Origin of the sequence: Flavobacterium sp. LHD-80 (genome assembly GCF_030929605.1) — a bacterium.
Taxonomy (GTDB): domain Bacteria; phylum Bacteroidota; class Bacteroidia; order Flavobacteriales; family Flavobacteriaceae; genus Flavobacterium.
This window is the reverse complement of the sequence record NZ_JAVFVS010000013.1, coordinates 147,964-174,456: the sequence shown is the minus strand read 5'-3', so window position 1 is coordinate 174,456 and position 26,493 is coordinate 147,964. Positions and strand designations below refer to the sequence as shown.

Sequence of the window (26,493 nt, the reverse complement as noted above, 5' to 3'; positions counted from 1 at the left end):
TATTTAATGAATTGTGTAATTTAATAATTGATTTAATATATAACTGTGAATGATATTATTTGAAAGTCTCTAACAACGTTGAAATCTCCATTTTTTCTTTAGAAACTGAAATTCTTCCCGAACGTACAAACTGCATAATACCGTAAGGTTTGAATTTTGCGTACAATTCTTCAATTTCAGAACGTCTTCCAGATTTTGAAATCACAAAAAAATCACGAGAAACCGTTACAATTGTAGACTGGCTTTCTTTGATGATATTTTGAATTTGTTTTTCGTCAAACAATAAATTTGAAGCAATTTTAAACAAGGCATTTTCAAGATAAATTGTCTCTTCATCTGTATGATAAAATGCTTTTATAACCTCAATTTGTTTTTCAATTTGTCCAACAATATTCTGAACCCATTTTTCTGTAGTATTTACTACAATAATAAATCTTGAAACATTCTCTATTTCTGATTCAGAAACATTTAGACTTAATATATTAATGTGACGCTTTAAGAATATTCCCGATATTCTATTCAACAATCCAACATTATTTTCTGAGTATACCGATATGGTAAATGTTTTATCTTCCATTTTTTTTAGTTTTTTTTTGTTTCAAGTTTCAGGTTTCACGTTCTGCTGAGAACGTGAAACCTGAAACTTGAAACTTGAAACCTTTTTCTTAGCTTAATCTAATTTCTGAAACACATGCTCCTGTTGGAATCATTGGGAAAACGTTGTTTTCCTTTTCCACCATGACTTCTAGGAAGTACGATTCTTTCGAAGCCAGCATTTCTGCAACAGCTTCATCTAAATCTTCACGTTGCGTTACTTTTTTAGATTTAATATGATACCCTTCAGCAATTGCAACAAAATTTGGATTAATCATTTTTGTTGATGCATATCGATTGTCAAAAAACAATTCCTGCCATTGACGTACCATTCCTAAAAATTCATTATTCAGAATCACAATCTTTACTGGAACCTGAGTTTGGAAAATTGTCCCTAATTCCTGAATCGTCATCTGAAATCCACCATCACCAATAATCGCTACAACTTCACGCTCTGGTTTACCCATTTTAGCTCCAATTGCAGCTGGAAGCGCAAATCCCATTGTTCCTAATCCGCCAGAAGTAATATTACTTTTTGAAGAATTGAATTTAGCATATCGACACGCAAACATTTGGTGCTGACCAACATCTGAAACGATAATTGCGTCACCTTTTGAATGTTTATTGATCATTTCAATAGTTTCTCCCATTGAAATTCCTTTGCCATTTGTTGGGTTTAATTCTTCTTTAATGACTGTATTAAACTCAACTTCTTGCAATGCCTTAAATTCATTGTGCCATAAATCATGAGATTTAGCATCAATTAAAGGCAATAAAGCTGCTAAAGATTCTTTTACATCACCTAAAACCGCAATTTCAGTTTTAACGTTTTTGTCAATTTCAGCTGGATCAATTTCGAAGTGAATTACTTTTGCTTGTTTCGCATAAGTAGCTAATTTTCCAGTAACACGGTCATCAAAACGCATTCCGAAAGCAATTAAAACATCACATTCATTGGTCAATAAATTTGGACCATAGTTTCCGTGCATTCCAAGCATTCCAACATTTAAAGGATGATCTGTTGGCAAAGCCGATAATCCTAAAATTGTCCAAGCTGCAGGAATTCCTGATTTTTCTACTAAAGCTTTAAATTCTGCTTCTGCCTGCCCTAAAATGATTCCTTGTCCAAAAACAATGAACGGTTTTTTAGCGCTATTGATTAAAGCTGCAGCCTCGGCAACTTTATCTAGTTTTAATTTCGGAACTGGAACATAACTTCTGATGCCAGTACATTTTTCATAACTGTAATCAAATTCGTCAAATTGCGCATTTTTAGTTATATCAATCAAAACTGGACCTGGACGACCAGAACGAGCGATATAAAAAGCTTTTGCAATTATTTCTGGAATTTGAGAAGCTTCAGTAATCTGAAAGTTCCATTTTGTAACCGGAGTTGAAATTCCGATAATATCAGTTTCCTGAAATGCATCAGAACCTAATAAATGTCTTCCAACTTGGCCTGTAATACAGACCATTGGCGTTGAATCGATTTGTGCATCTGCAATTCCAGTAACTAAATTTGTAGCCCCCGGCCCAGAAGTTGCAATTGCAACACCCACTTTTCCAGTAGCTCTCGCATAACCTTGAGCTGCATGCGTTGCTCCTTGTTCGTGACGAACTAAAACATGGTGCAACTGATCCTGGAATTTATATAATTCATCGTAAACCGGCATGATCGCTCCTCCTGGATAACCATAAACCAAGTCTACACCTTCTTCTAACAAACATCTTATAACGGCTTCTGCCCCTGATATTTTCATAGTATATTGTTTTTCAAAAATCAATTTCAATTTTCAATTGACCCTTGATATTATTGTTTTTTAATTAATTATCGGTAACGCAACCTGTAGAAGCGCTTGACACCGATCTAGCGTACTTAAACAAAACTCCTCTGTCAACTTTTAAAGGAGGCTGAACCCAAGCCGCTTTACGAGCAGCGAATTCTTCATCAGATATCTTCAGGTCGATTGTATTTTTCTTAGCATCGATAGCAATTATATCTCCATCTTTTACTAGCGCAATACCACCTCCGTCATATGCTTCTGGTGTAACGTGACCTACCACGAAACCGTGTGAACCTCCGGAGAATCTACCGTCTGTGATTAGTGCACAGGTGCTTCCTAATCCGGCTCCAATAATTGCAGATGTAGGTTTTAGCATTTCAGGCATTCCCGGACCACCTTTTGGTCCACAACCTCTAATGACGACTACATTGCCTGGTTTAATTTTTCCGGCTTCAAGACCTGGAATTACTTCAAATTCTCCTTCAAATACTACTGCTGGACCTTCAAAATATTCTCCTTCTTTTCCGCTGATTTTTGCTACAGCTCCTTCAGAAGCAAGATTTCCGTATAAAACCTGAATATTTCCAGTTGGTTTTAACGCTTTTTGAATTTCGTGAATTACTTCTTGTCCATCTTGTAAATCTGGAGTAGAAGCTAAGTTTTCAGCAACCGTTTTTCCTGTTACAGTCAAACAATCTCCGTGAATAAGTCCAACTTTTAATAAATATTTCATTACTGATGGAATACCTCCAACTTCATGAATATCTTCCATCATATATTTACCACTTGGTTTCATGTCAGCAAGAACAGGTGTTCTGTCATTGATTGCCTGAAAATCATCCAAAGTGATTGTTATTCCAACTGAGTGAGCCATTGCAATTAAGTGCATAACTGCATTTGTAGAACCTCCTAAAACTGCTACAATTGTAATAGCATTTTCAAAAGCCTTGCGAGTCATGATATCTCTTGGCTTAATATCTTTTTCTAATAAAATTTTAATCGCAGCTCCAGCAGCAAGACATTCGTCTCTTTTTTCCTGACTCAAAGCAGGATTTGAAGAGCTGTATGGCAAACTCATTCCTAATGCTTCGATTGCAGAAGACATAGTGTTTGCAGTATACATACCACCACAAGCTCCAGCACCTGGACAAGCATTTTTAATAACTCCTTTAAAATCTTCCGGAGTGATTTCTCCTTTTACTTTTTTTCCTAAAGCTTCAAAAGCAGAAACGATATTCAAAGATTCACCTTTCCATTTTCCAGAATGAATTGAACCTCCGTAAACCATCATCGACGGACGATTTAATCTTCCCATTGCGATTAACGCTCCAGGCATATTTTTATCACAGCCAGGAATTGCAATAATACTATCGTACCATTGTGCTCCTGCAACTGTTTCAATAGAATCTGCAATTACATCACGAGAAACTAATGAATAACGCATTCCTTCAGTTCCGTTTGAAATTCCGTCACTAACACCAATAGTATTAAAAATAAGTCCGACAAGATCTGCATCCCAAACACCTTTTTTAACATCTTTTGCTAAATCATTCAAGTGCATGTTGCAAGTGTTACCATCGTAACCCATGCTCACAATTCCAACTTGTGCTTTTTTCAGATCTTCTTCAGTTAAACCAATACCGTATAACATAGCTTGCGCCGCAGGCTGTGTCTGATCTTGAGTGATGGTCTTGCTGTACTTATTTAATTCCATTATGTATTATTTTATTTTAATTTTTGTTCAAAAAAAAACCTTCCAGTATTTGGAAGGTTTATAATATAGTCTTTCAATTATATTTATACCATTCCTGACGCAGATGTGCTAATCACATTGACAACAACGACAGAAGAAATAATAATAATTGAGATTTGCATCTTTTCTATTTTTTAGTGACACAAAAGTATAAAAACTTTAATGACTAAAAAAATAAAATCTCAACATTTTAAAGACTTCTTGTTATTTCTTCTACGTTTTAACAAAAAATATTAAACAATTGTCGATTGTCCAATACTTACATTGTCATTATTAAAATAAAGCAGATCATCTTTGCTGAAAATAAAATTAGAAACAAACTCCCCTACTTCATTTGTACCGAATTTTGAATCTGGTTTTAAATCAACCGTCACTACTTTAAATTCTATTGCTTTTTCTACCGCTTTATAAATTACATTAGCTTCTTTAGTTAATCCAAAATGTTCTAACAAAAGTGCTGCTGCCAAAATCGATGCAATCGGATTAGCAATGTTTTTTCCTTTTGCCTGCGGATATGATCCGTGAATTGGCTCAAACAAAGCATTTTTTTCTCCTAAAGATATTGATGGCAACAAACCAATTGATCCTGTTATTACACTTGCTTCATCAGATAAAATATCTCCAAACAAATTCTCTGTCAAAATCACATCAAATTGTTTTGGATTTAAGATGATTTGCATGGCTGCATTATCAACAAACAAAAAGTCTAAAGCAACATCTGGATAACTTTCGCCCACTTTCTGAACAACTTTTCTCCATAATCTTGAGGTTTCTAAAACATTTGCTTTATCTACCAATGTTAGCTTTTTGCGTCTTTTTTGTGCCGATTTAAAAGCCAAATGCGTAATTCTAGTAATTTCTTCTTCTGAATATTCACATAAATCTGAAGCGTGCGTTCCTTCATCGTTAAGTGTTTTTGCTCCAAAATAAGCTCCACCAGTTAATTCTCTAAAAATTGTAAAATCAGCACCTTCAATAATTTCTCTTTTTAAAGGAGATGATTCGATTAACGCTTTATAAGGTTTAATTGGACGAACATTCGCAAACAAACCAAGTTCTTTACGAAGTTTCAACAAACCTTGCTCAGGACGAACTTTCGCATTCGGGTTGTTATCATATTTTGGATCACCAATCGCACCAAGCAAAACTGCATCTGTATTCAAACAAAGATTAAGCGTTTGTTCCGGGAGCGGATTTCCTGTTTTATCAATTGCAACTGCACCCATAAGTGCTTCTTCAAAAACAAATTCATGATTGTACACCTCGCCAATTGCATATAATGCTTTTTTGGCTTGTAAAATTACTTCTGGTCCAATTCCGTCTCCTGGTAAAACTGCTATTTTCAAATTCATAACGTCTCGTTCTTTATGATTTAAATCTTTATTTTTTTCTTTCCTCTTTGTTCTATTTTCTTTCTTCTAATGAACTAGCTTCTGATCAATTCTCCCTGAATTTTTGAAGCTTCGATAATTTGATGAATATCAGCATCGACAACTTCTTTTTTAATATCAGCGAATTTCAAAAACTCGATATATACAATGTCTAATTGTACTTTTGTAAGCTCGTAACCAACTTTTTTAGCTCGGTAAGCTAAAGCAGCTCTTCCGCTTCTTGCAGTCAAAATAATTGACGATTCGTTTACACCAACATCCAGTGGGTCCATGATTTCGTAAGTGGCTCTGTTTTTGATAACACCATCTTGGTGAATTCCAGAACTGTGTGCAAAAGCATTTGCTCCTACGATTGCTTTGTTAGGCTGCACGATCATTCCCATACTTTCAGAAACTAAACGGCTCATTTCGTTCAATTCTCTAGTGTTGATATTGGTATCTAAATTTAAGTACGGATGCTGTTTGAAAATCATTACCACTTCTTCAAGTGCTGTATTTCCAGCTCTTTCTCCAATACCGTTAATAGTACATTCAATTTGTCTTGCACCATTTATAGCGCCTGCAATTGAGTTTGCAGTTGCCATTCCTAAATCATTATGACAGTGACATGAAAGGATTACGTTTTCGATTCCTTTTACGTTTTCTTTTAAGTATTTTATTTTTGCTCCGTATTCTTCTGGAAGGCAATATCCTGTTGTATCAGGAATATTTAATACCGTTGCACCAGATTTAATAACTTCTTCGCAAACTTTTGCCAAGAATGCATTATCAGTTCTTCCAGCATCTTCAGCGTAGAATTCAACATCTTCTACATATGATTTTGCGTGAGCTACTGCAAATTTTGCTCTGGCAATAATATCTTCAGGCGTAGTTTGTAATTTGTGGAGGATATGAGATTCTGAGGTTCCGATTCCGGTGTGGATTCTAGGTCTTTTAGCATGCTTTAAGGCAGCTGCAGCAACATCAATGTCGTTTTTCACGGCTCTTGTCAATCCGCAGACGGTTGCATTTTCTACAATTTTACAAATCTCAGAGACCGATAAAAAATCGCCCGGACTTGACACAGGAAATCCTGCTTCGATAATATCAACTCCCATTTTGTCTAGTCGTTCTGCGATAACTAATTTTTGGTTAGTATCTAACTTACATCCTGGAACTTGTTCACCATCGCGCAAAGTGGTGTCAAAAATTTGAACTTTCTCTCTATTCATATTCATTAATTTAATGTAATTTCACATTGTGATAACAAATATATATTGTACTTATGCAGTACGAAATTCATTTTAATGAAATTATACTGTTCATAACACAATTTATACTCGATTAACAACTTAATAATCAATAAGTTACATTATTATTTTTTACAATGGCTAACCATCAAAAAGATTTCTTATTTGTTCTGATTAAATCGCTTTCCAAATCTGAAAAAAGACAATTTAAAATTTTTGCGAGCCGATTAGAAACCAGTTCGAATACAAAATTTATCGAACTTTTTAATATTTTAGACAAATCTGAAACGTATGATGAAAAGCTTATTTTAAAAAGCGGAAGCATCAAAAAAGTTCAGTTATCTAACTTAAAATCATACTTATACAAACAGATTTTAGTCAGCATTCGATTAAATATTCCGAGTCAGAATATTCGTTATCAGTTGCGCGAACAAATTGATTTTGCTGTTATTCTTTATAATAAAGGTTTGTACAAACAGAGTTTAAAAATTCTTGACAAGACAAAACAGCAAGCTTTAGAAAATGATGAAAAATATATGGCGTATGAGATTGTAGAATTCGAAAAACTGATCGAATCGCAATACATTACCCGCAGTATTCAAGGTCGCGCTGACGAATTAGTAATTCAGGCAAAAGAATTGAATTACCGAAATACCATTTCAAGCAAATTATCGAATTTATCGCTTCAGTTATACGGAATCATGTTGAAAACGGGTTACGTAAAAAGTGATGAAGAGTATAAATATATTGACGATTATTTTAACAGACATATTGCAAAACTAGACGAAAGCAAGTTTGGCTTTAGAGAGAAATATTGGTTTTATAATGCCAATTTATGGCGCAGTTTCTTAGTTCAGGATTTCTTGGCAAGTTATAAATTTGCATATAAATGGGTACAGCTCTTTTATGATAACCCAAATATGATTTATCTGAACCCGGTATTTTTCCTAAAAGGGAATCACTATTTTCTCGAATCGCTTTACATGCTCAAATATACTTCGAACTTCAAAAAATATTTGACGCTTTTAGAAGAAACTATCGAAGATCCAAAATTCCCTGTAAATGATAACATTGCATCACTATCATTTCTATATGTTTATAACAATAAGCTGAATCTTCATATTTTGGAGGGAACTTTTGAAGAAAGTGAATATTTGATTCCGGAGATTTTAGAGAAGCTGAAAATTCACAGTGAACATCTTGATGAACATCACGAAATGTTGTTTTTCTATAAAATAGCTTCTATTTATTTCGGAAATGAAAAGTACAACGAATGCATTTTCTACTTAGATAAAATCATCAACAACAAGAACTTAAGTATGCGCGAAGATTTAATGTGTTTCGCCCGACTTTTGTCTTTAATTGCGCATTATGAACTTGGAAAAGATTATTACCTAGAAAATCATCTTAAAAGCACGTATAAGTTCTTGCTAAAAATGAACGACTTGCATGAAGTTCAAAAAGAAATCATTAAATTCCTAAGAAACTTGAATAACTTTTATCCTGCTGATATTAAAAAGGAATTCAAAAAAATGCACGCTCGTTTCGTAGAACTTGAAAAGAACACTTACGAAAAAAGAGCTTTCCTTTATTTAGATATTATTTCTTGGCTTGAAAGTAAAATTGAAAATCGTAAGATTGCTGATATTATTAAGGAAAAAGCGAAGTTGAATAGCCGTTAATTTTCAATTTTAAAAATTCCAAATTCCAATAAAAAAAGCGTAGAAGATTAAATCTTTTACGCTTTTTTTGTCATTTCGATCGAAGGGAGAAATCTTCGCAAGTAACTCCGCTCCTAAAAGTGACAAACTTTGTCGAGCTACTTGCGGAGATTTCTCCTTCGTCGAAATGACATACTTTATCTAAAACATACTCAATACAAATCCGACAGGTTTTTAAAACCTGTCGGATTTACTAAACGCATACAATTCAAATCTTAATAAAAAATCCCAAACTCCAAAAAAAAATGGAATTTGGGATTTTAAATATTGAAATTTTAAAAACTTTATTCAATAATATTAGAAGTCGTTACATAAAAATCTTTATCAACTTCTACCTTTCTATCTTCATTAGTTGTTTTCTCCGATTGCCACTCGGTTGTCGGTTTTAACCACATCTCAACACCATTTAATTTTACTCGAACTGGCATATCAAATTTAGCAACACAGTTTGTCCAATGATATCCAAAAGTTCCATTTTTAAACATATATTCAAAAACCGGAATTTGAGTCGTAGTCAAATATTGAGCAAAAACTCTGTTGAAATTAATTCCAGATTGTTCATTGATATAATCTTGAATCTGTTTGCCTGTAACCGTTTGATGATAAAAAGTCTTATTCATGCCTCTCAAAATCGATTTCCATTTTGCGTCATCATTAATAACCTGACGAATCATATGAAGCATTGATGCGCCTTTTGGATACATATCTCCTGATCCTTCGTTGTTTACATCATAATGACCAATAATTGGCGTGTCATTATGAATATTCTTTCTGCAACCGATTATGTATTCAGAGGCTGCATCTTTTCCATAATAATATTCAAGAAAAAGGCTTTCAGAATAGTTTGTAAAACTTTCGTGAACCCACATATCAGCAATATCTTTATAAGTGATATTGTTAGCAAACCACTCATGTCCAGACTCGTGAATAATAATGAAATCAAACTTTAATCCCCAGCCAGTACCGCTCAAATCACGACCTAAATAACCGTTTTTATATTCGTTTCCGTAAGTTACAGAACTTTGGTGCTCCATTCCCAAATATGGAACTTCAACTAATTTATAACTGTCTTCGTAAAACGGATAAGGTCCAAACCAGTTTTCAAACGCTTTAAGCATTTTTGGAGCATCTTTAAATTGTTCTTTGGCTTTAGCCAAATTATCTCTCAAAACATAATAATTGCAATCTAAATCGCCTTTTTCTCCTTTATATTTCTCAGAAAAATTCACATAATCACCAATGTTGATGTTTACACCATAATTATTAATTGGGTTTGAAACATACCAATTAAAAGTTTTAGTTCCGTCTTTTTCTTTTTTAACGCTTTTCAGTCTTCCGTTAGAAACTTCAGTTAAATCTCCAGGAACATTCACGCTAATCATCATATTTTCAACTTCATCGTACATATGATCTTTGTTCGGCCACCAAACGCTCGCACCCAAACCTTGACAAGATGTAGCAATAAAATCTTTTGCGTTTTTATCTTTTTTCCAAGAAAATCCTCCGTCCCACGGTGCTCTAATTGCTTCTTTAGGTTTTCCTTCAAACGAGATTATGATTTCTTTCGAATCTCCAACTTTCTGTTTTTCTGCTAAAGTAATAAAGAACGCATTTCCGTCTCTTTCAAATTTTAAAGGCAAGCCATTCTGAGTCACTTTAGTGATATTCATTGGTTGCTGTAAATCGATTTGCATTCTGTTGTTTTCTGTCAAAACAGTATAACGAACTGTATTTGAACCTGAAATTGATTTCTCAGAAGGATTAACTTTTACATTTAAATGATAGTATTTTAAATCCCACCAAGCTCTCTCTTTTGTTATACTGCCGCGTAAAGTGTCTTGATGCGTAAAAAGAGTTTCTGACTTGTTTAAAAGTCCTTGAGCATTTGCGCCGAAACCAACTAAAAAGGCGATAAAGGCGCCACCAAAGTATTTTCTCATTATTTATAAATTTGTAATAAATAAGGTCATTGAACCTGTTTAATCTGTAACAAATGTAAACATTCAGATTAATTATTTTAAAATTTTATGATTTCTCATAGAAAATAATTGCACTCAAATTGATTATTGTTCTCTATTTTAGTGTTTTTAAATTATTAGACTTTAAATATGAAATTTGTTACTGTTTTTTCATTTTTTTTATTGACGTTTTCAATTACTGCAAATTCTCAAAATATTATTGTTCATAAAACAAATGATAAAATGACGGTTGACGGAGATTTATCAGAATGGAAAAACACTTTTTCAGGTCCTTTTGTAATTCATAATTCAGGAGAAAAAGCAACTCAAAATACTTTTGTTTCACTTTCGTGGAATGACGAAAACCTTTATATCGCCTACCGTTCCTCTGATTCAAAAATAATTGGTAAATCACAAAAACAAGATTCTCAGATTTTTGACACTGATGATTTAGTCGAAATTTTTATTGATGCGGACGGAGACGGGAGAAACTACATTGAAATTGGCGTAAATGCTTATTCTTCCTACTATGATATGCTTTTAAAATGCATTTCTCCAGATTGTGGCGGATGGAAAATGTCAATGGCATTTAATCTTTCCGAACTTGAAACAGCCAGTAAAATTACGCCTGAAGGTTTTTGTACCGAAATTAAAATTCCATTTTCAAGTTTGGAAAAAATAAAAAATGGCAATTTCCTAAAACCAAAAAGCGGAACAAAATGGAGAGGAAATCTATTCAGAATTGATTATGGAAATACTGTTGAATATCAAGCATTACAACCATATAAAAGCTTAAAATTTGGTTTTCATCAGCCAGCTGAGTTTGCTGTTTTTGAATTTGTAGATTAGTTTAACTATTGAATTGTTAATTTGTTTATTCGAGTCTTATGTTAATAAATGATGTTTCCTTCACTTTGTAATATTGAAGTTCACTATCAATTAAAAACTTAAAAAACTTATTTTTTTGTTTCATTTCATAAATCTCAAATGTTGACTTATTTGATTGAAAATAAGCGTCCAAATAATATCTGTTATCTAAGCGGGAATGAAAAGTGTAGGTTTTGAGAAACATAGAAATCCCTTCTTTTATTACACTTGCATTTGGGAATTTCTCTATCATATACATTGATGGAGAAACTGAACTATCCTTCTCAATAAATAATTCTCCAGTACTTTCATTTATAGGGTAGTATTCATTGTTTGGCTTATTTTCTAAAAACAACAGTAACCTTTGTCCTTTTTGTAGTTCATGAACTCGACTGTCACACATCCATTCTTTCCAAATTACAACATTAATTCTCAATGGCGATTTTCCTTTAATGAATTGGGTTATTGCAAATTCATATTTGTTTTCGAAAACTTTTGAAATTGTTCCATCAACAATTAAATCTGCTTTTGAAATTACTATACTATAAGCCATCTCATTCTTTTTGAAAGCAAAATTGGCAGATGGAATTAAAAGCAGAAATAAATAAACGAAAATCTTCATAATTAAATATTTTACAATTTAAATTTATCCGTAAGATTCAAGTGCAATCTGTGCTCCTCTTTTTAAATTTCTTTTACCGGCAATTCCGTTAATTACTAATCCTAAACCAGACAAAACAGCACCGTAAAAAACAAGTCCGCCTCCAGTTCCTATTGTAAATACTAAACCAAGAGCTAAAAGAACAATCCCAATTATAATATTTCTAGTAAATTTTCTTGAAAAATCTTTTCGGGCAATATCATTTATTCTGTCTATTTTTTTCAGAATTGAAACAGGAATTTCAACACTTCTTTGCTCAATAATATTGCTTACAATGAAGTAATTTTCTTTGGAATGGCTGTCTGTCAGCTCGCCAAAGTTTCCTGTTTCTAGAATTTTATCCAGAATTCCTTCAAAGCTTAAAAGCAGTTCAGCGTCAGTCAAATCTTTGTTTTTATCCTCAATTATATCCTCGATATTTTCTTCAAATTCAAGTCTTTTTTCAGATAAATATTCGATTTGCTCTAAAGGAGAAAGATCTTCGATATGTCTTCTTTTATTTTCTTCCTCCTCCAAATTAGAACGCTTTTCATTCTCTTCTTTAAGAATGGTTTCGATGTCGATATTTCTGGCAATTAAAATTTCCTTTGCAACAATAAGTGCATCAGGATTGTATTTACTGGCGTTTTTAGTGAGCATTAAAATTAAATCTTCATCGGAATGATCTACAAAACGTTTTCTGAATGTTTCTATATCCATGGCTTAAATATTTACGTAAATATCAAAAAATAATTTTTATTTTAACATAATTTAGTGAATATTTTTTCACAATTTATGATTACTTCTGGCGTTTCTTTAAAACCTCAATAACGTCATTCAATTGAAAACCTTTTGCCTGTAATAAAATCAAATAATGAAAAAGCAAATCGGCACTTTCACTCAAAAATAAATCGTCGTTATCATCTTTTGCTTCAATAACCACTTCTACCGCTTCTTCACCAACTTTCTGAGCTATTTTGTTAATTCCTTTTTCAAATAAAGAAGCTACATAACTTTTCTCAGAATCGGCATTTTCTCTTCTAGTTTTGATTGTGTTTTCTAATTGCGAAATAAAACCGTAATTGGCATCATTTGGTTCCTGCCAACAAGTATCTGCACCTGTGTGACAAGTTGGCCCAACAGGTTTCGCCTGAATTAATAGTGTATCGCCGTCGCAGTCGTTTTTAATACTAACCAAATTCAAAAAGTTGCCACTCTCCTCGCCTTTTGTCCAAAGTCTTTGTTTTGAACGGCTGAAAAAAGTTACTTTCTGAGTTTCAATTGTTTTTTGAAGCGATTCTTCATTCATATAACCCAGCATCAAAACATTTTTAGTTTCTGAATCTTGAATTATTGCCGGAATCAATCCGTGTGCACTTTTTATATCGATTTCCATAATTATTTTAGATTTTAGTCCCTATAGCTATCGGGAAGATTTTAGTTTGCTGAACCCTTTTATTTTAGATTAATCTTGCTTCTTTCTTCTTGACTCTTTTGACTAAAGTCTCACTTCAATACCGTTACTTCTAAGCTCTTGTTTTAAAGCTTTTATCTCGATTTCTTTAAAATGAAAAACACTTGCTGCTAAAGCCGCATCTGCTTTTCCTTCTTTAAACGAATCAACAAAATGCTGCATATTTCCTGCACCTCCTGAAGCAATAATTGGAATATTTACCAACTCTGAAAGTTTTGCCAAAGCTTCATTTGCAAAACCGTTTTTGGTTCCGTCATTATCCATCGAAGTGAATAAAATTTCTCCTGCACCACGCTCCGCAACTTCAACTGCCCAATCGAATAAGTTTAATTCAGTAGGTACTTTTCCTCCAACCAAATGTACAATCCATTGTCCGTCAATTTGTTTGGCATCGATTGCTACGACAACGCATTGGCTTCCGAATTTTTGTGCTAAATCATTAATCAACTGCGGATTTTTTACTGCCGATGAATTGATCGAAACTTTATCAGCTCCGTTATTTAGAAGTATGTCAACATCTTCTACAGATGAAATTCCTCCACCAACAGTAAACGGAATATTGATTTTTTCAGCAACACTTCGCACCATATTTACAAGCGTTTTTCGTCTTTCTTCTGTCGCCGAAATATCAAGAAAAACCAATTCATCAGCGCCTTCAGCCGAGTAAATTTCAGCCAATTCAACTGGATCTCCAGCATCGCGCAAGTCAACGAAATTAACGCCTTTTACCGTCCTTCCGTTTTTTATATCTAAACAAGGTATGATTCTTTTTGCTAACATTTACCTAATGTGTTAATTAGAAAATTAGTCAATTAGATAATTGATTTACAGTAAGCAAAATAATTATCTAATTCTCAAATTTTCTCATTTTCTAATTATAAAATTCTCCAGTTGTTTCAAACTAATTCTTCCTTCGTAAATTGCTTTTCCGATAATCGTTCCTTCGCAACCTAATTCGGCTAATTTTGGCAATTCGTCGAAAGTTGAAATTCCACCAGAAGCGATTAGTTTTATTCCTTTTGCTTCCGCTAAAATTTTGGCATATAAATCAAAACTTGGCCCTTGAAGCATTCCATCTTTTGCAATATCTGTACAAATAACGTACTGAATTCCTTTTGATTGATAATCTTGAATAAACGGAACTAAATCTTCATTAGATTCTTCCAACCAGCCAGAAACGGCTATTTTTTCATCTTTAGCATCTGCGCCCAAAATGATTTTATCCGTTCCATATTCTGAAATCCATTTTTCAAAAATTGCTCTGTTTTTTACGGCAATACTTCCGCCAGTAATTTGGTTTGCACCGCTTTCGAAAGCAATTCTCAAATCATCATCCGATTTTAATCCGCCTCCAAAATCAATTTTTAAGCCTGTTTGCGTGGCAATTTGTTCCAAAATTTTATAATTGACAATCTTGCTTGATTTTGCACCATCTAAATCCACTAAATGCAGATATTCAATTCCGTGTGCTTCAAATGATTTCGCCACTTCAAGCGGATTCTCATTGTAAATTATTTTGGTATCATAATCACCTTTGGACAAACGAACGCATTTTCCGTCAATGATATCTATGGCTGGTATTATTCGCATTTAATTTTAGATTTTAGATTAACGATTTTAGATTTTTGATTGTCCAAAACCGATTAAATATTTTTATTGATTTTTAATTTTGGAATTTAAATATTGGAATTTAATTTCAAAAAGTTTCCTAGAATTTTCTCTCCAACATCACCACTTTTTTCTGGATGAAACTGAGTTCCGTAAAAATTTTCTTTTTGCAAAGCCGATGCATATTCAACGTCATAATTCGTCGTTGCAATAGATTCTGCGCAATTTGGAGCATAAAAACTATGAACCAAATACATAAATTCATTTTCAGAAATATCTTTGAACAAATCAGTTTTTAAATCGTAAATCTGATTCCACCCCATTTGCGGCACTTTTACAGTGTTTGAAAATTTCACAACATCAACATCAAAAATCCCTAAACCCTTTGTATTTCCTTCTTCAGTTTGATTACACATCAACTGCATTCCAAGACAAATTCCTAAAACAGGCTGTTTTAATTGCGGAATCAAATTATCCAAACCGCTTTCACGAAGTTTAGCCATCGCCGAGCTCGCCTCACCCACGCCAGGAAAAATCACTTTATCTGCAACTTTAATTTCTTCTGGATTATTGCTCAAAACGGCCTTAAAACCCAATCTTTCAATAGCAAACATAATGCTCTGAATATTTCCTGCTCCGTAATTTATAATTACTATTTTCATTTTGTTTTTTTGTTTGTTTTGTTTCAGGTTTCAAGTTTCAAGTTACTCAGCAAAACGTGAAACCTGAAACTTTAAACTTGAAACAAAATTTTAAAGCATTCCCTTCGTCGAAGGCAAAATCATTTTTTCGGTATCTCTTTTAACGGCTACTTTTATTGCTTTCGCGAAAGCTTTAAAAATCGCCTCAATTTTATGATGTTCGTTGATTCCTTCTGCTTTGATGTTTAAGTTGGCTTTTGCGCCGTCTGTAAATGATTTAAAGAAATGATAAAACATTTCAGTTGGCATTTTACCAACCATTTCTCGTTTAAATTCGGTTTCCCAGATCAACCAGTTTCTTCCTCCGAAATCAATTGCTGCTTGAGCTAAGCAATCATCCATTGGAAGACAGAAACCGTAACGCTCAATTCCTAATTTGTTTCCTAACGCTTTTGCAAAAACTTCCCCTAAAGCAATTGCTGTATCTTCGATTGTGTGGTGTTCATCAACTTCTAAATCGCCTTTTACAAGAATCTCTAAGTCCATTTGACCGTGACGTGAAATTTGATCTAACATATGATCGAAAAATGCAATTCCGGTGTCGATTTTGCTTTTTCCTGTTCCGTCAAGATTTAAGTTAATGTAAATATCCGTTTCATTGGTTTTACGCGTAATTGAAGCCGAACGCGCTTCTAATTTCAAAAACTCATAGATTTTCTTCCAATCCATTGATTGCAAAACAATTGTTTCGTCTAATTCTTCACGTTTTGATGAAATTTCATTGCTTCCAGCTCCATCAGTATTATTCATGAAAATCGCTTTTGCACCAAGGTTTTTTGCTAATTCAACGTCTGTTAAACGATCTCCTAAAACAAACGAATTTGCCAAATCATATTCTGGATTATTCAAATATTTTGTCAGCATTCCGGTTCTCGGTTTTCTTGTTGGTGCATTTTCTTCTGGAAAAGAGCGATCAACAAAAATTTCATCAAATAAAACACCTTCATTTTCAAAAGCTCTTAAAATGAAATTTTGCGTTGGCCAAAACGTTTCTTCCGGAAAACTATCCGTTCCTAATCCGTCCTGATTAGTTACCATTGCTAATTCGTAATCTAATTCATTGGCAATTTTAGCCAAGTATTGAAACGCTTTAGGATAAAATTCTAGCTTATCTAAACTATCCAATTGTAAATTTTCAGGTTCCAAAACGATCGTTCCGTCACGATCGATAAAAAGTACTTTTTTCATAATTTATTTTTTCTGCCACAGATTTGCTAATTTTTATAAATTTTAGAATCTGAATAATTTTTATTTAATGCAGTCCCTACGGGACAATCTTTGTAAATCCTATTTTTTTCTACCAATATTTAGTCTCTACGAGATACTCCGTTAGGAGTTAAATATCGGTAGAAGGAAACATTTCAAAAGTTACAATTGCCCCATAGGGACTACACTATTAAGAAATTAATCTGTGGCTAAATATTTTTTAATTCAACAACTTTAATTCCTTAATTACAACAGCATTTTCTTCTTCTGTTCCAATTGTAAAACGAAGACAATTTTCGCATAAAGGCTGTGTGGTTCTGTTACGAATTACAATTCCTTTTTGAATTAATTGATCGTATCTTTTGTTTGCATCATCTACTTTTACAAGGACAAAATTGGCTTCTGTCGGGTAAACTTTTTCTACAAAATCAACTTCAAGCAAAACTTTAAGTAATTCTTCTCTTTGCTTAATAATAGAAGTAATTTCCTGTTTTATTTTATCAGAATCCTTTAAACGTTCTTTAGCTCTTTGTTGCGTCAATTCATTGACGTTATAAGGTGGTTTTATTTTATTCAAAACCGAAATTACAGCTTCAGAAGCATAACAGATTCCTAAACGAATTCCAGCCAAACCATACGCTTTTGAAAGTGTTTGTGTAATGACCAAATTTGGATATTCATCGATTTCCGTTAACCAACTTTCCTTCTCTGAAAAATCAATATAGGCTTCATCAATTACTACCAATCCTTTAAAATTTTGAAGTAATTTCACCACACTTTCATCTGAAAAAGAATTTCCTGTTGGATTGTTTGGCGAACATAAAAAAATGATTTTTGTGTTTTCATCAACCGCTTCTAAAATCTTTTCAACTTGTGGCTGAAAGTCATTTGTAAGCAAAATTTCTCTGTTTTCTACCGCATTTATATTTGCCAAAACACCATACATCCCGTAAGTTGGTGGCAACGAAATAATATTGTCTTTTTTTGGCTCACAAAAAGCTCTAAAAAGCAAATCTAAAACTTCATCACTTCCGTTTCCTAGCAAAATCTGACTTTGTTTGGTGTTATTGTTTTTAGCCAAAATCGCTTTAACCGAATTCTGCTGCGGATCTGGATAACGATTCACACCATTTTGATACGGATTTTCATTGGCATCCAAAAAAATCATTTCAGCCGTATCAAAATCCTCAAATTCATCTCTTGCAGACGAATACGGCTTTAAAGTTTTTACGTTTTCTCGTGTTATTGTATTTATATCGAATTTCATTTTTTTGTTTTTTTTTTGAGAAGAAAGAATCAAGATGAAAGACAAAAGATTTCTCATCTTCCTGTATTCTTGGCTCTTTCATCTTGCTTCTTGCTTCTTGCTTCTTTCTTAATCTAAACTCTTCAATCTCAATGTCACCGCATTTTTATGCGCTTGTAAACCTTCGGCTTCAGCCATAACTTCAATCGCCTTTCCAATATTTTGAATTCCGATTTTAGATATCTTTTGAAATGTCATTGATTTCATAAAACTATCCAGATTTACACCGCTGTAATTTTTAGCATAACCATTCGTTGGAAGCGTGTGATTGGTTCCTGAAGCATAATCTCCAGCACTTTCTGGCGTGTAATTTCCAATGAAAACCGAACCTGCATTTATAATTCCATTGCAGTAAAAATCATCATATTCCGAACAAATAATAAAGTGCTCTGGTCCGTATTCATTGATTAAATCAAGTGCGATTTGATCATTTTCGACATAAATTAATTTCGAATTTTCAATCGCTTTTTTTGCAATTGCTTTTCTTGGAAGTACTTCAAGCTGCGACTGAATTTCTTCTTCAACCTCACTTATTAATTTTCTTGAAGTAGAAACTAAAATCACTTGACTATCGGTTCCGTGTTCTGCCTGAGACAATAAATCTGACGCTACAAATTCAGCAACCGCTGTATCATCGGCAACAATCAACAATTCTGATGGACCAGCCGGCATATCAATCGCAACTCCAAATTGCGTTGCCAATTGTTTTGCAACCGTTACAAACTGATTTCCAGGTCCGAAAATTTTATACACTTTCGGAATCGATTGTGTCCCAAAAGTCATTCCCGCAATCGCCTGAATTCCTCCAACTTTTAAAATTTTAGTTACACCGCATAAATTAGCTGCATACAAAATTGCTGGATTTATTTTTCCTGTTTTATCTGGAGGAGAACACAATACAATTTCTTTACAGCCAGCAATTTCAGCAGGAACAGCCAACATTAAAACAGTAGAAAACAATGGCGCTGTTCCGCCTGGAATGTACAAACCTATTTTTTGAATCGGTCTTTTTTCCTGCCAACAGTTTACGCCTTCAACAGTTTCAATTTCGATTCTGTCTGTTTTTTGAGCGCTGTGGAATTTGTAAATATTGTCTTTTGCTAACTGAATTGCTTCTTTCAATTCATTCGGAATCGACTTAATTGCTTCTTCAATTTCTTTTTCAGAAACTTCATAATTATCTAATGAAATTCCGTCAAAAATCGAAGTGTATTTCGCTACAGCTTCATCTCCTTTTCTTTGTATTTCTTTAAAGATTTCTTTTACCGTAACCTCAATATCATCAATAGTTTGAGTTGGTCTTTTTAATATATCTGACCAACTTTCTGGTTTTGGATTGTCTATTATATTCATGTTTTTTTTTGCTTTATGCTATAAGCTTTAAGCTTTAAGCTTTCTTAACTTTATGATTTTGGCTTAAAGCTTACTGCTTAAAGCCTAAAGCGGGCGAAGCCCTAAAGAACCATTTTCTCAATTGGGCAAACTAAAATCCCTTCTGCTCCTACTTCTTTTAATTGGTCGATTACGTCCCAAAAAGTATCTTTATCGATTACAGAGTGAACACTACTCCAGCCTTCCTGAGCCAATGGCAAAACAGTTAAACTTCTCAAAACTGGAAGAATTTTTCCAACTGCATCAATTTTATCATTTGGAACGTTCATCAAAATATATTTTGAATTTCTAGCTCTTAAAACAGCTTGAATTCTAAATTTTAAAGTATCAATGTGTTTTTGAATTTCTGGAGAAACTTTTGGAGAAACTGCTAGAACTGCTTCACTTTTCAAAATAACTTCAACTTCTTTTAAATTGTTTTTGAATAAAGTGCTTCCGCTTGAAACGATATCTACAATCGCATCGGCAAGGCCAATATTTGGCGCAATTTCAACAGATCCTGAAATTTGGTGAATATCAACCGATAAGCCGAATTGGCTAAAATATTCATTAACTGTATTTGGATAAGAAGTTGCGATACGTAATCCTGCTAAATCTTGTACCGAATTGTATTCGAATGTTTTAGGAACCGCTACAGAAACTTTACATTTTGAAAAACCTAATTTCTGAACCACTTCAATTCCTTTTCCCTTTTCTACCAAAAGATTATCACCTACGATAGCTAGATCAACTACTCCATCTATAAGATATTGAGGAATATCAGAATTTCTTAGATATAAAACCTCAAGAGGAAAGTTTGAAGCTTCGGCTTTTAACTGGTCGATTCCGTTGTTGATTGAAATACCGCAATCTTTAAGAATTTGAATGCTGTCTTCGTTTAAACGACCCGATTTTTGAATTGCAATTTTTAAAGTACTCATTTTTTAGTTGTTTGTTGAATTAATAGTTTGAGTACAAAGAATTGGTATAAAAAAACCCGTTTGATGTACTCAAACGGGTTTTAAAATATGATGATTTACATGCATACCATTAACACATCGCTTGAGAGCAATAATGAAAATGATGATGATGTAATTGATTTGAAATCATTGTTTGGTTTGTTTTATAATTCTTTGATTCGGTTGCAAATATACTAGTTAATTTCATAAAAAAGCAATTTTTAATTTAACTTAACTAAAGTTTATTGTTAAAAAAAAGCTCAAGTGCCTTTTTTACTACATATTTCCAATTTACTACAACGTTTTCTTATTTATCTGTAAAAGTCAAAATCACTGTTGTTCCTACCTCTAATTCGCTTTCAATTTTAAACTTGATATTCAATAATTCCGTAGTTCTTTTTACAATTGATAAACCTAAGCCAGTTCCTTTAATTTCTGGATGATCTGTCGAATTTGATCTGAAAAACGGGTTCAAAATCGAATCTAAATCGGCTTTAGCAATTCCAATTCCGTTGTCTTTGATTTTTAGTATTATTTTACCGTTTTGCTTCAAAAGTAAAATTAAAATATGACCACCGCTGTTTGTATATTTAATTGCATTCGAAATAATGTTTCTTAAAATAGTAATCACTAAAAAATTATCCGACTGAATATAACAATCTGTTTCTGCATCAAATTTTACATCGATCATTTTAGTGTTTATTTTCTCTGAATTCAAGGTCAAAACATCCAGAATTAAGGCGTTCAAATAAACAGATTCGGCATTAATATTTTGTTTCTGATTCTCAAAGCGAGCCATCAAAAGCAATTGATCAACAAGTGTATTTAAGTGGTCAACTTCATTAATGCAATAATTAATTTTCTCTTCGTATTCCTTGTTATCTCGAGGTTTACGAATAAGCACTTCAAGTGTTCCTTTAATAACAGTTAGCGGCGTTCTCAGTTCATGTGATGCATCAGAAGTAAACTGTTTTTCACGCTCAATTGCATCTTCAATTCTGTTCAATAAATTATTGATTGTTTTTGAAAGCGTAAACAATTCGTCGCGCGTTTTCGGCAACGGAATCCTCGTAGTTAAATTATCTTTTGTAATTATCTTGGACGTATTTATAATTGCATTTATTGGTTTTATACTTCGTCCAGCAAAAAAACGGGCAATTAAAAACAATAAAACCAAAATAATTGGAAACGCAATTAGCAAAGTATCAAGAAGGTTTTTTAAAACTTTGGCCGAATCTGCCAGCGACATTGCAATAATCAAATAACCTATTTTCTTAGATTTTAGATGAAGCGGAACCTGAATTTGCCTGATTTTATTATTTAATAACTTAGTATCAAACAATTCATAATGATCTTTACTTCCATGATAAACAAGCACTTCCTTTTTTAAATTTGGAGATTTCTCAATAATCTTCTTATTCAAATCTAAAAACTGAACAAAAACTGGATTCACATCGACAGAATTGTGCTCTCTTTCCTCCCATTCCTCCGCATCCATGAAAATCACTTTCTTGTTTTCAGCTCTGATTTCTTTTAAATGATCTTGAATTTCGATCATTAAATTTTCATCAATATGCTTATAAACAGTGAATTTTACTGTAAAATAAGTTGCTGAAAAAACAACTAAAATCAACAAACCAGTTGTGATTATATAGTTTAAGGCAATTCTGTTTTTGAATGAAAGCCGTATCATTTATAAGTCGTTAGCAATGTAACCAATTCCGCGAATGGTTTTTATATAATCTTCCTCGATTTTCAAATTTAGCTTTTTTCTAATTGCATTCATAAAAACATCGATAACACCGGTATCATACTCAAAATTAATATCCCAAACATCTTTTAAAATCTGATTTCGGGTGCAAACTTTTCCTTTATGCTGAATTAAATATGTCAGCAATTCAAATTCTCTTTGCGTGAGCGTAACTTCTTCTTCATTTTTAAGAACAATATGTTTTGAAAGATCAATTCTAATTGTTCCAAGCGTAAGTTCTTTATCTTCTTTTTTATGTCTAAAATGAACTTTAATACGCTCTACAAGCTCCTCAAAACTAAAAGGTTTTTTAATATAATCATTTGCCCCGGCTTTTAAACCAGCAATAGTTTCCTGAACTGTATCTTTTGCCGTCAAGAAAATTATGGGTGTATGTTGATCTTTAATTCTTATGGCTTTGCACAAATCCAGTCCGTTAATTTTAGGAAGCATCCAATCTAATAAAATCAAGTCGTATTGGTGATTTTGAATTAACTCAAAACCTTTAGAACCGTCATTTGCTGTTGTAACCAAATAACCTTCTTCTTGCAGTCCTTGTTGTAAAAACTGTACAATTCCTAATTCATCTTCTACTATTAAAATATGCATGTATTTTGATTTAAATTAAGATTAATCTGCCTTAATGATTTGTCAAAGATACCCATTTTCACTCATAGAAATTGCTTAATAATTACTTAAAAATCAGTAAAACAAATACATTCTCGTCATCTTAAGAAAACATTAAGTTAACACTAAGCAAGGTAAAAGCATAACTTCATCTGGCACTCATTAATGCAAATTAATTTTGCATAAAATATAATACAATGATTTTTTACAAAAGACTTTCTCCATTTTACAATCTCGCAATTTTCTATTTTGCTATTAGTTTTCTTTTGCGAATTGTCCTTTTTTTTCACCCAATAACACAAAGTAGTTTTACAGTTCTTGATAGTCTGAAGATTTTTTCTTTAGGATTAATCTCTGATTTTTTTGTTTTTGTTTTGGCGAGCATATTTCTGTGGTTATACCTTATTTTTATATCTAATGCAAAATACGACAAGCCTTACGGATACATAATTCTAAGTTCTTTTATTGCTTTATTTCTGTACATAGCGTCTGGAAAAAGCATTTTTGACGAATACGGAGGCGCTTTACCTAGAATAGTTTTGATTTTCATTGGAATAAAAACAGCTCTTTTTGCACTCTTACTTTTTTTACCAAAATGGAGAGATAGAATACGATTCTTGATGTTTTCATTTGTGGTATTTCTTTATGTTGTACTGATTCTTCAAAATGGTTTAAGCGAATATTTCTTTTGGAATGAATTTGGTGTAAAATACAACTTTATTGCAGTTAATTATTTGATTTATACGAATGAAGTAATTGGAAATATAATGCAGTCGTATCCCGTAATACCCCTATTTTCTGCTTTGTTTTTAGTTTCCGGAATAGTTACTTATTTTATATTGAAAGGCTCGGCTAATTTCATTAAAGAAATTCCGAACCTAAATGATAAAATCAAATTTTCAGCAGTATACATTGTATTATTTGCTGTTTCCATATTTGCAATTCCGATGTTGGCAAAAACAGAAAATTCGAAAAATGTTTTTGTAAATGAATTGCAATCCAACGGATTGTATAAGTTTTATTTGGCATTTCAAAACAACAAATTGGATTATTTGAAGTTTTATAAAACACTTCCAAATCATCAAGCATTTGCAAATTTAAGAGAGCAATTTCCATCTATTTCTGGAGAAAATACAATCCGAACTATTACCGAAGATTCTCTTGAAAATCATAAAAATGTAGTTTTAATTACAATTGAAAGCTACAGTGCAGATTTCATGAAAGCATATGGAAACAAACAAAATATAACGCCATTTCTTGATAGTTTAGCACAAAAAAGTCTGCAGTTTACCAACTTATATGCAGCAGGAAACCGTACTGTACGTGGTCTTGAAGCAGTAACTTTATGCTTGCCTCCAACTGCCGGAGAAAGCGTTGTAAAACGTGAAGACAATAAAAATAAATTTTCAACCGGTGCTGTTTTCAAACAAAAAGGCTATAATGTGAAATTCATGTATGGTGGCGACGCTTTCTTTGATAACATGCAGGATTTTTATTCTGGAAACGGTTGTGATATTGTTGACAAATCAAGTTTTTCTCCAGAAGAAATCACCTTTTCGAATGTTTGGGGTGTTTGTGATGAAGACATGTATAATAAGGCCATAAAAGTGATGAATGCTGAGGCCAAACAAAACAAGCCTTTCTTCAATCATATTATGACGGTGAGCAATCACAGGCCGTTTACTTATCCTAATAATAAAATTGATATTCCAGAAGACATTAAATCTCGCGAAGGCGGTGTAAAATACACTGATTTTGCGCTTCGAAGATTCTTCGAAATGGCTAGCAAACAACCTTGGTTTCAAAACACAGTTTTTGTTATTGTGGCTGATCACTGTGCTTCTAGCGCAGGAAAAACACAGCTTCCGCTAGACAAATATAGAATCCCTGCTTTTATTTATACACCAAATAAAAAGCCAGCTCAATACAATCAATTAATGTCGCAAATTGATTTAATGCCAACACTTTTCGGATTATTGCATTTTGATTACGAAAGCAAATTTTTCGGACAAGATGTTTTTAAAGCCGATTATAAACCGAGAGCGTTTATTGCTACTTATCAAGATTTAGGTTTGATAAAAGATAACGTATTAACGATTTTATCGCCAAAACAAGTTGTAAAACAATACGACTTAAAAGTTAAGCCAACAGCAGGAATTGCTCCGGAATTCCAAATTCTTTACGACGAAATCCCAGTAAAAACCCAAAGAACTGATTTGGTAAATGATGCCATTTCTTTTTATCAATCGGCATCGTATTTATTAAAGGAAAAACAATATCAGTTTGAAGATTTAAAAGCTAAGAATAAGAAGTTATACGCAAATCTTCGCTAGAGAAAATAGAAACAAGACGAAAGAAGCAAGAAAATAGTTTAAAAAAAAGCCTCAAATTCATTTGAATTTGAGGCTTTTCTATATTTCAAATTAATCTTCAACATGAAAATTGAAACATGAAACTTGAAACATGAAACAAAAACTTAATCATTCTGATTTCTCATTCCGAATAAATCTCCTTTTTGATATAATTTCAAATCGTCTTGTAAAGATTGATAATTTCTTTGTGTAACTGAAGGTGCGTCTAAATCACTTAAATCTGGTTTTCCAGCATTTACCCATGCTGTATACCAAAAACTTGCTGTAGCAGCAATAGCTTTTCTCATTTGTTTTTCAACCATTCCGTTCAAATCAGTATGAAGTTTTGCAGCATATTCATCAGCAAAAAGAGCTGTATTGTATTTGCTTTTCATCACTTTTCCTTCAGCATCTAATTGGAAAACTTTATTTTCTGGAGTTGAAGTACGCAATTTTTTATCGATATCTAATAAAGGTTTTACTAGACTGTGTGTATCATTAATCATATCCCAAGTCGCTTTATGCACATCTGGATAATACTGCGCTTCAGGAACATTTAATTTGTAGTTTTTTGCAAACAATTCAGGCAATCTGCTTTCCCAAAGCGAATGAATTCCTTTTTGGTCGCTTAATTGTCCGTCATGATTTGCAGAAGTATGCAACGGCATGTGTGCATCACCAATATAATGACCTAAATCAGCTGCTAAGAATAAGATTTCAGCTCTGTTTTTGTCTTTAAATGCCTTCGTTAATTTTGCCATCATATCTTCAATATACCAAGGCAAAATCCCGTTATCATTCAAGAATTTAGCATTATATTTTTTCTTTGCTTCTTCCATAGTCTGCGGAATACTATCAGCAGAACCAAAGTTTTCCATATCAAAATAATGCCTAGGATTTTCATCTTTATAATTTAAAGCATATTTACGAATGTCTGGAACCGAAGCTTCTTGTGTAATAAAATCAATGTGATTGTAAAAAAATACTTGAACCTGTTTCGGCAAAGCCATTACGGCTGCTTTGTTGATTCGTTCGTGACCGACAATTCCCCAAGAAAGGGTGAAAAAACCAATAACTAATGCGAAAAGAGCAATTAATTTTGGTCTCATTTTGAAGTTTTTCATTTTGTTTTTGTATTTGGAAGGCAAAGTTACCTTATTTAAAGATAATTTAAAAATTTACTAATTAAGATTATGCTAATTT

At 32.8% G+C, this 26,493-nt stretch carries 22 protein-coding genes; 3 read left to right on the top strand and 19 right to left on the bottom strand.

The features are described from left to right. Positions 1-55: 55 nt before the first annotated feature. The 5 genes from ilvN to RB619_RS19615 form a co-directional block, all read right to left on the bottom strand. Entirely contained in the window at positions 56-577 is a 522-nt protein-coding gene (gene ilvN / locus RB619_RS19635; protein WP_035643804.1) for an acetolactate synthase small subunit, read from the bottom strand. 88 nt (positions 578-665) lie between these two features. Next, positions 666-2,354 (bottom strand): biosynthetic-type acetolactate synthase large subunit, encoded by a 1,689-nt coding sequence (gene ilvB, locus RB619_RS19630; RefSeq protein WP_308100712.1) that lies wholly within the window; start codon positions 2,352-2,354, stop codon positions 666-668. A 64-nt stretch (positions 2,355-2,418) separates the two neighbouring features. Continuing rightward, the gene (ilvD, locus tag RB619_RS19625) at positions 2,419-4,092 is read right to left on the bottom strand and encodes a dihydroxy-acid dehydratase (protein ID WP_035643807.1); all 1,674 of its coding nucleotides are present in this window, start codon (positions 4,090-4,092) and stop codon (positions 2,419-2,421) included. Positions 4,093-4,364: 272 nt separating this feature from the next. Further along, complete coding sequence (gene leuB / locus RB619_RS19620) at positions 4,365-5,483, bottom strand: 3-isopropylmalate dehydrogenase (protein WP_308100710.1); 1,119 nt, start codon at positions 5,481-5,483, stop codon at positions 4,365-4,367. A 74-nt stretch (positions 5,484-5,557) separates the two neighbouring features. Beyond that, on the bottom strand, positions 5,558-6,733 hold the full coding sequence (locus RB619_RS19615) for a 2-isopropylmalate synthase (protein ID WP_133523945.1): 1,176 nt from the start codon (positions 6,731-6,733) through the stop codon (positions 5,558-5,560). Between the two features lie 155 nt (positions 6,734-6,888). Here RB619_RS19615 and RB619_RS19610 point away from each other — a divergent pair, with 155 nt between their 5' ends. Beyond that, positions 6,889-8,433, top strand: a complete 1,545-nt coding sequence (locus tag RB619_RS19610) for a hypothetical protein (RefSeq protein ID WP_308100708.1) — start codon at positions 6,889-6,891, stop codon at positions 8,431-8,433. A 323-nt stretch (positions 8,434-8,756) separates the two neighbouring features. Here RB619_RS19610 and RB619_RS19605 read toward each other — a convergent pair whose 3' ends face one another. Further along, complete coding sequence (locus RB619_RS19605) at positions 8,757-10,412, bottom strand: M1 family metallopeptidase (protein ID WP_308100706.1); 1,656 nt, start codon at positions 10,410-10,412, stop codon at positions 8,757-8,759. Positions 10,413-10,580: 168 nt separating this feature from the next. Here RB619_RS19605 and RB619_RS19600 point away from each other — a divergent pair, with 168 nt between their 5' ends. Beyond that, on the top strand, positions 10,581-11,279 hold the full coding sequence (locus tag RB619_RS19600) for a carbohydrate-binding family 9-like protein (RefSeq protein ID WP_308100704.1): 699 nt from the start codon (positions 10,581-10,583) through the stop codon (positions 11,277-11,279). A gap of 25 nt (positions 11,280-11,304) precedes the next feature. Here the strand turns inward: RB619_RS19600 and RB619_RS19595 are convergent, their stop codons facing one another. The 12 genes from RB619_RS19595 to RB619_RS19540 all read right to left on the bottom strand — a co-directional run bounded on the left by RB619_RS19595 (position 11,305) and on the right by RB619_RS19540 (position 22,921). Next, the gene (locus RB619_RS19595; RefSeq protein ID WP_308100702.1) at positions 11,305-11,919 is read right to left on the bottom strand and encodes a hypothetical protein; all 615 of its coding nucleotides are present in this window, start codon (positions 11,917-11,919) and stop codon (positions 11,305-11,307) included. Positions 11,920-11,943: 24 nt separating this feature from the next. Then, a complete protein-coding gene (locus RB619_RS19590) occupies positions 11,944-12,657 on the bottom strand; it encodes a hypothetical protein (RefSeq protein ID WP_308100700.1) in 714 nt (237 codons plus the stop codon). Between the two features lie 79 nt (positions 12,658-12,736). Then, positions 12,737-13,333, bottom strand: a complete 597-nt coding sequence (gene hisIE / locus RB619_RS19585; protein ID WP_229355106.1) for a bifunctional phosphoribosyl-AMP cyclohydrolase/phosphoribosyl-ATP diphosphatase HisIE — start codon at positions 13,331-13,333, stop codon at positions 12,737-12,739. Positions 13,334-13,435: 102 nt separating this feature from the next. Next, complete coding sequence (hisF, locus tag RB619_RS19580; protein ID WP_308100698.1) at positions 13,436-14,191, bottom strand: imidazole glycerol phosphate synthase subunit HisF; 756 nt, start codon at positions 14,189-14,191, stop codon at positions 13,436-13,438. 84 nt (positions 14,192-14,275) lie between these two features. Continuing rightward, positions 14,276-15,001, bottom strand: coding sequence for a 1-(5-phosphoribosyl)-5-[(5-phosphoribosylamino)methylideneamino]imidazole-4-carboxamide isomerase (gene hisA, locus RB619_RS19575; RefSeq protein ID WP_308100696.1), 726 nt, complete (start codon positions 14,999-15,001; stop codon positions 14,276-14,278). 86 nt (positions 15,002-15,087) lie between these two features. Continuing rightward, positions 15,088-15,681, bottom strand: a complete 594-nt coding sequence (gene hisH, locus RB619_RS19570; RefSeq protein WP_308100694.1) for an imidazole glycerol phosphate synthase subunit HisH — start codon at positions 15,679-15,681, stop codon at positions 15,088-15,090. A 90-nt stretch (positions 15,682-15,771) separates the two neighbouring features. Beyond that, a complete protein-coding gene (hisB, locus tag RB619_RS19565) occupies positions 15,772-16,908 on the bottom strand; it encodes a bifunctional histidinol-phosphatase/imidazoleglycerol-phosphate dehydratase HisB (RefSeq protein WP_308100692.1) in 1,137 nt (378 codons plus the stop codon). A 238-nt stretch (positions 16,909-17,146) separates the two neighbouring features. Then, a complete protein-coding gene (hisC, locus tag RB619_RS19560; RefSeq protein ID WP_308100687.1) occupies positions 17,147-18,193 on the bottom strand; it encodes a histidinol-phosphate transaminase in 1,047 nt (348 codons plus the stop codon). 108 nt (positions 18,194-18,301) lie between these two features. Beyond that, positions 18,302-19,585, bottom strand: coding sequence for a histidinol dehydrogenase (gene hisD, locus RB619_RS19555; RefSeq protein ID WP_308100678.1), 1,284 nt, complete (start codon positions 19,583-19,585; stop codon positions 18,302-18,304). Positions 19,586-19,686: 101 nt separating this feature from the next. Further along, positions 19,687-20,544 (bottom strand): ATP phosphoribosyltransferase, encoded by an 858-nt coding sequence (hisG, locus tag RB619_RS19550; RefSeq protein ID WP_308100677.1) that lies wholly within the window; start codon positions 20,542-20,544, stop codon positions 19,687-19,689. 325 nt (positions 20,545-20,869) lie between these two features. Continuing rightward, the gene (locus RB619_RS19545; RefSeq protein ID WP_308100675.1) at positions 20,870-22,255 is read right to left on the bottom strand and encodes a HAMP domain-containing sensor histidine kinase; all 1,386 of its coding nucleotides are present in this window, start codon (positions 22,253-22,255) and stop codon (positions 20,870-20,872) included. Further along, complete coding sequence (locus RB619_RS19540; RefSeq protein WP_308100673.1) at positions 22,256-22,921, bottom strand: response regulator transcription factor; 666 nt, start codon at positions 22,919-22,921, stop codon at positions 22,256-22,258. Between the two features lie 215 nt (positions 22,922-23,136). Here RB619_RS19540 and RB619_RS19535 point away from each other — a divergent pair, with 215 nt between their 5' ends. After that, positions 23,137-25,272 (top strand): sulfatase-like hydrolase/transferase, encoded by a 2,136-nt coding sequence (locus RB619_RS19535; RefSeq protein WP_308100671.1) that lies wholly within the window; start codon positions 23,137-23,139, stop codon positions 25,270-25,272. Positions 25,273-25,415: 143 nt separating this feature from the next. Here the strand turns inward: RB619_RS19535 and RB619_RS19530 are convergent, their stop codons facing one another. Further along, positions 25,416-26,414 carry a zinc dependent phospholipase C family protein gene (locus tag RB619_RS19530; protein ID WP_308100668.1) on the bottom strand — a complete coding sequence of 333 codons (999 nt, stop codon included), beginning with the start codon at positions 26,412-26,414 and terminating at the stop codon, positions 25,416-25,418. Positions 26,415-26,493: the final 79 nt, after the last annotated feature.

What these genes read in the sequence shown, in the direction of transcription:
- hisH (WP_308100694.1), bottom strand. Translation starts at nt 15,681, where the DNA reads ATGAAAATAGTAATTATAAATTACGGAGCAGGAAATATTCAGAGCATT.
- hisD (WP_308100678.1), bottom strand. Translation starts at nt 19,585, where the DNA reads ATGAATATAATAGACAATCCAAAACCAGAAAGTTGGTCAGATATATTA.
- RB619_RS19530 (WP_308100668.1), bottom strand. Translation starts at nt 26,414, where the DNA reads ATGAAAAACTTCAAAATGAGACCAAAATTAATTGCTCTTTTCGCATTA.
- hisF (WP_308100698.1), bottom strand. Translation starts at nt 14,191, where the DNA reads ATGTTAGCAAAAAGAATCATACCTTGTTTAGATATAAAAAACGGAAGG.
- RB619_RS19605 (WP_308100706.1), bottom strand. Translation starts at nt 10,412, where the DNA reads ATGAGAAAATACTTTGGTGGCGCCTTTATCGCCTTTTTAGTTGGTTTC.
- hisC (WP_308100687.1), bottom strand. Translation starts at nt 18,193, where the DNA reads ATGAAATTCGATATAAATACAATAACACGAGAAAACGTAAAAACTTTA.
- ilvD (WP_035643807.1), bottom strand. Translation starts at nt 4,092, where the DNA reads ATGGAATTAAATAAGTACAGCAAGACCATCACTCAAGATCAGACACAG.
- hisIE (WP_229355106.1), bottom strand. Translation starts at nt 13,333, where the DNA reads ATGGAAATCGATATAAAAAGTGCACACGGATTGATTCCGGCAATAATT.
- RB619_RS19540 (WP_308100673.1), bottom strand. Translation starts at nt 22,921, where the DNA reads ATGCATATTTTAATAGTAGAAGATGAATTAGGAATTGTACAGTTTTTA.
- RB619_RS19535 (WP_308100671.1), top strand. Translation starts at nt 23,137, where the DNA reads ATGATTTTTTACAAAAGACTTTCTCCATTTTACAATCTCGCAATTTTC.
- hisB (WP_308100692.1), bottom strand. Translation starts at nt 16,908, where the DNA reads ATGAAAAAAGTACTTTTTATCGATCGTGACGGAACGATCGTTTTGGAA.
- RB619_RS19600 (WP_308100704.1), top strand. Translation starts at nt 10,581, where the DNA reads ATGAAATTTGTTACTGTTTTTTCATTTTTTTTATTGACGTTTTCAATT.
- leuB (WP_308100710.1), bottom strand. Translation starts at nt 5,483, where the DNA reads ATGAATTTGAAAATAGCAGTTTTACCAGGAGACGGAATTGGACCAGAA.
- RB619_RS19610 (WP_308100708.1), top strand. Translation starts at nt 6,889, where the DNA reads ATGGCTAACCATCAAAAAGATTTCTTATTTGTTCTGATTAAATCGCTT.
- RB619_RS19595 (WP_308100702.1), bottom strand. Translation starts at nt 11,919, where the DNA reads ATGAAGATTTTCGTTTATTTATTTCTGCTTTTAATTCCATCTGCCAAT.
- RB619_RS19545 (WP_308100675.1), bottom strand. Translation starts at nt 22,255, where the DNA reads ATGATACGGCTTTCATTCAAAAACAGAATTGCCTTAAACTATATAATC.
- RB619_RS19590 (WP_308100700.1), bottom strand. Translation starts at nt 12,657, where the DNA reads ATGGATATAGAAACATTCAGAAAACGTTTTGTAGATCATTCCGATGAA.
- hisA (WP_308100696.1), bottom strand. Translation starts at nt 15,001, where the DNA reads ATGCGAATAATACCAGCCATAGATATCATTGACGGAAAATGCGTTCGT.
- RB619_RS19615 (WP_133523945.1), bottom strand. Translation starts at nt 6,733, where the DNA reads ATGAATAGAGAGAAAGTTCAAATTTTTGACACCACTTTGCGCGATGGT.
- hisG (WP_308100677.1), bottom strand. Translation starts at nt 20,544, where the DNA reads ATGAGTACTTTAAAAATTGCAATTCAAAAATCGGGTCGTTTAAACGAA.
- ilvB (WP_308100712.1), bottom strand. Translation starts at nt 2,354, where the DNA reads ATGAAAATATCAGGGGCAGAAGCCGTTATAAGATGTTTGTTAGAAGAA.
- ilvN (WP_035643804.1), bottom strand. Translation starts at nt 577, where the DNA reads ATGGAAGATAAAACATTTACCATATCGGTATACTCAGAAAATAATGTT.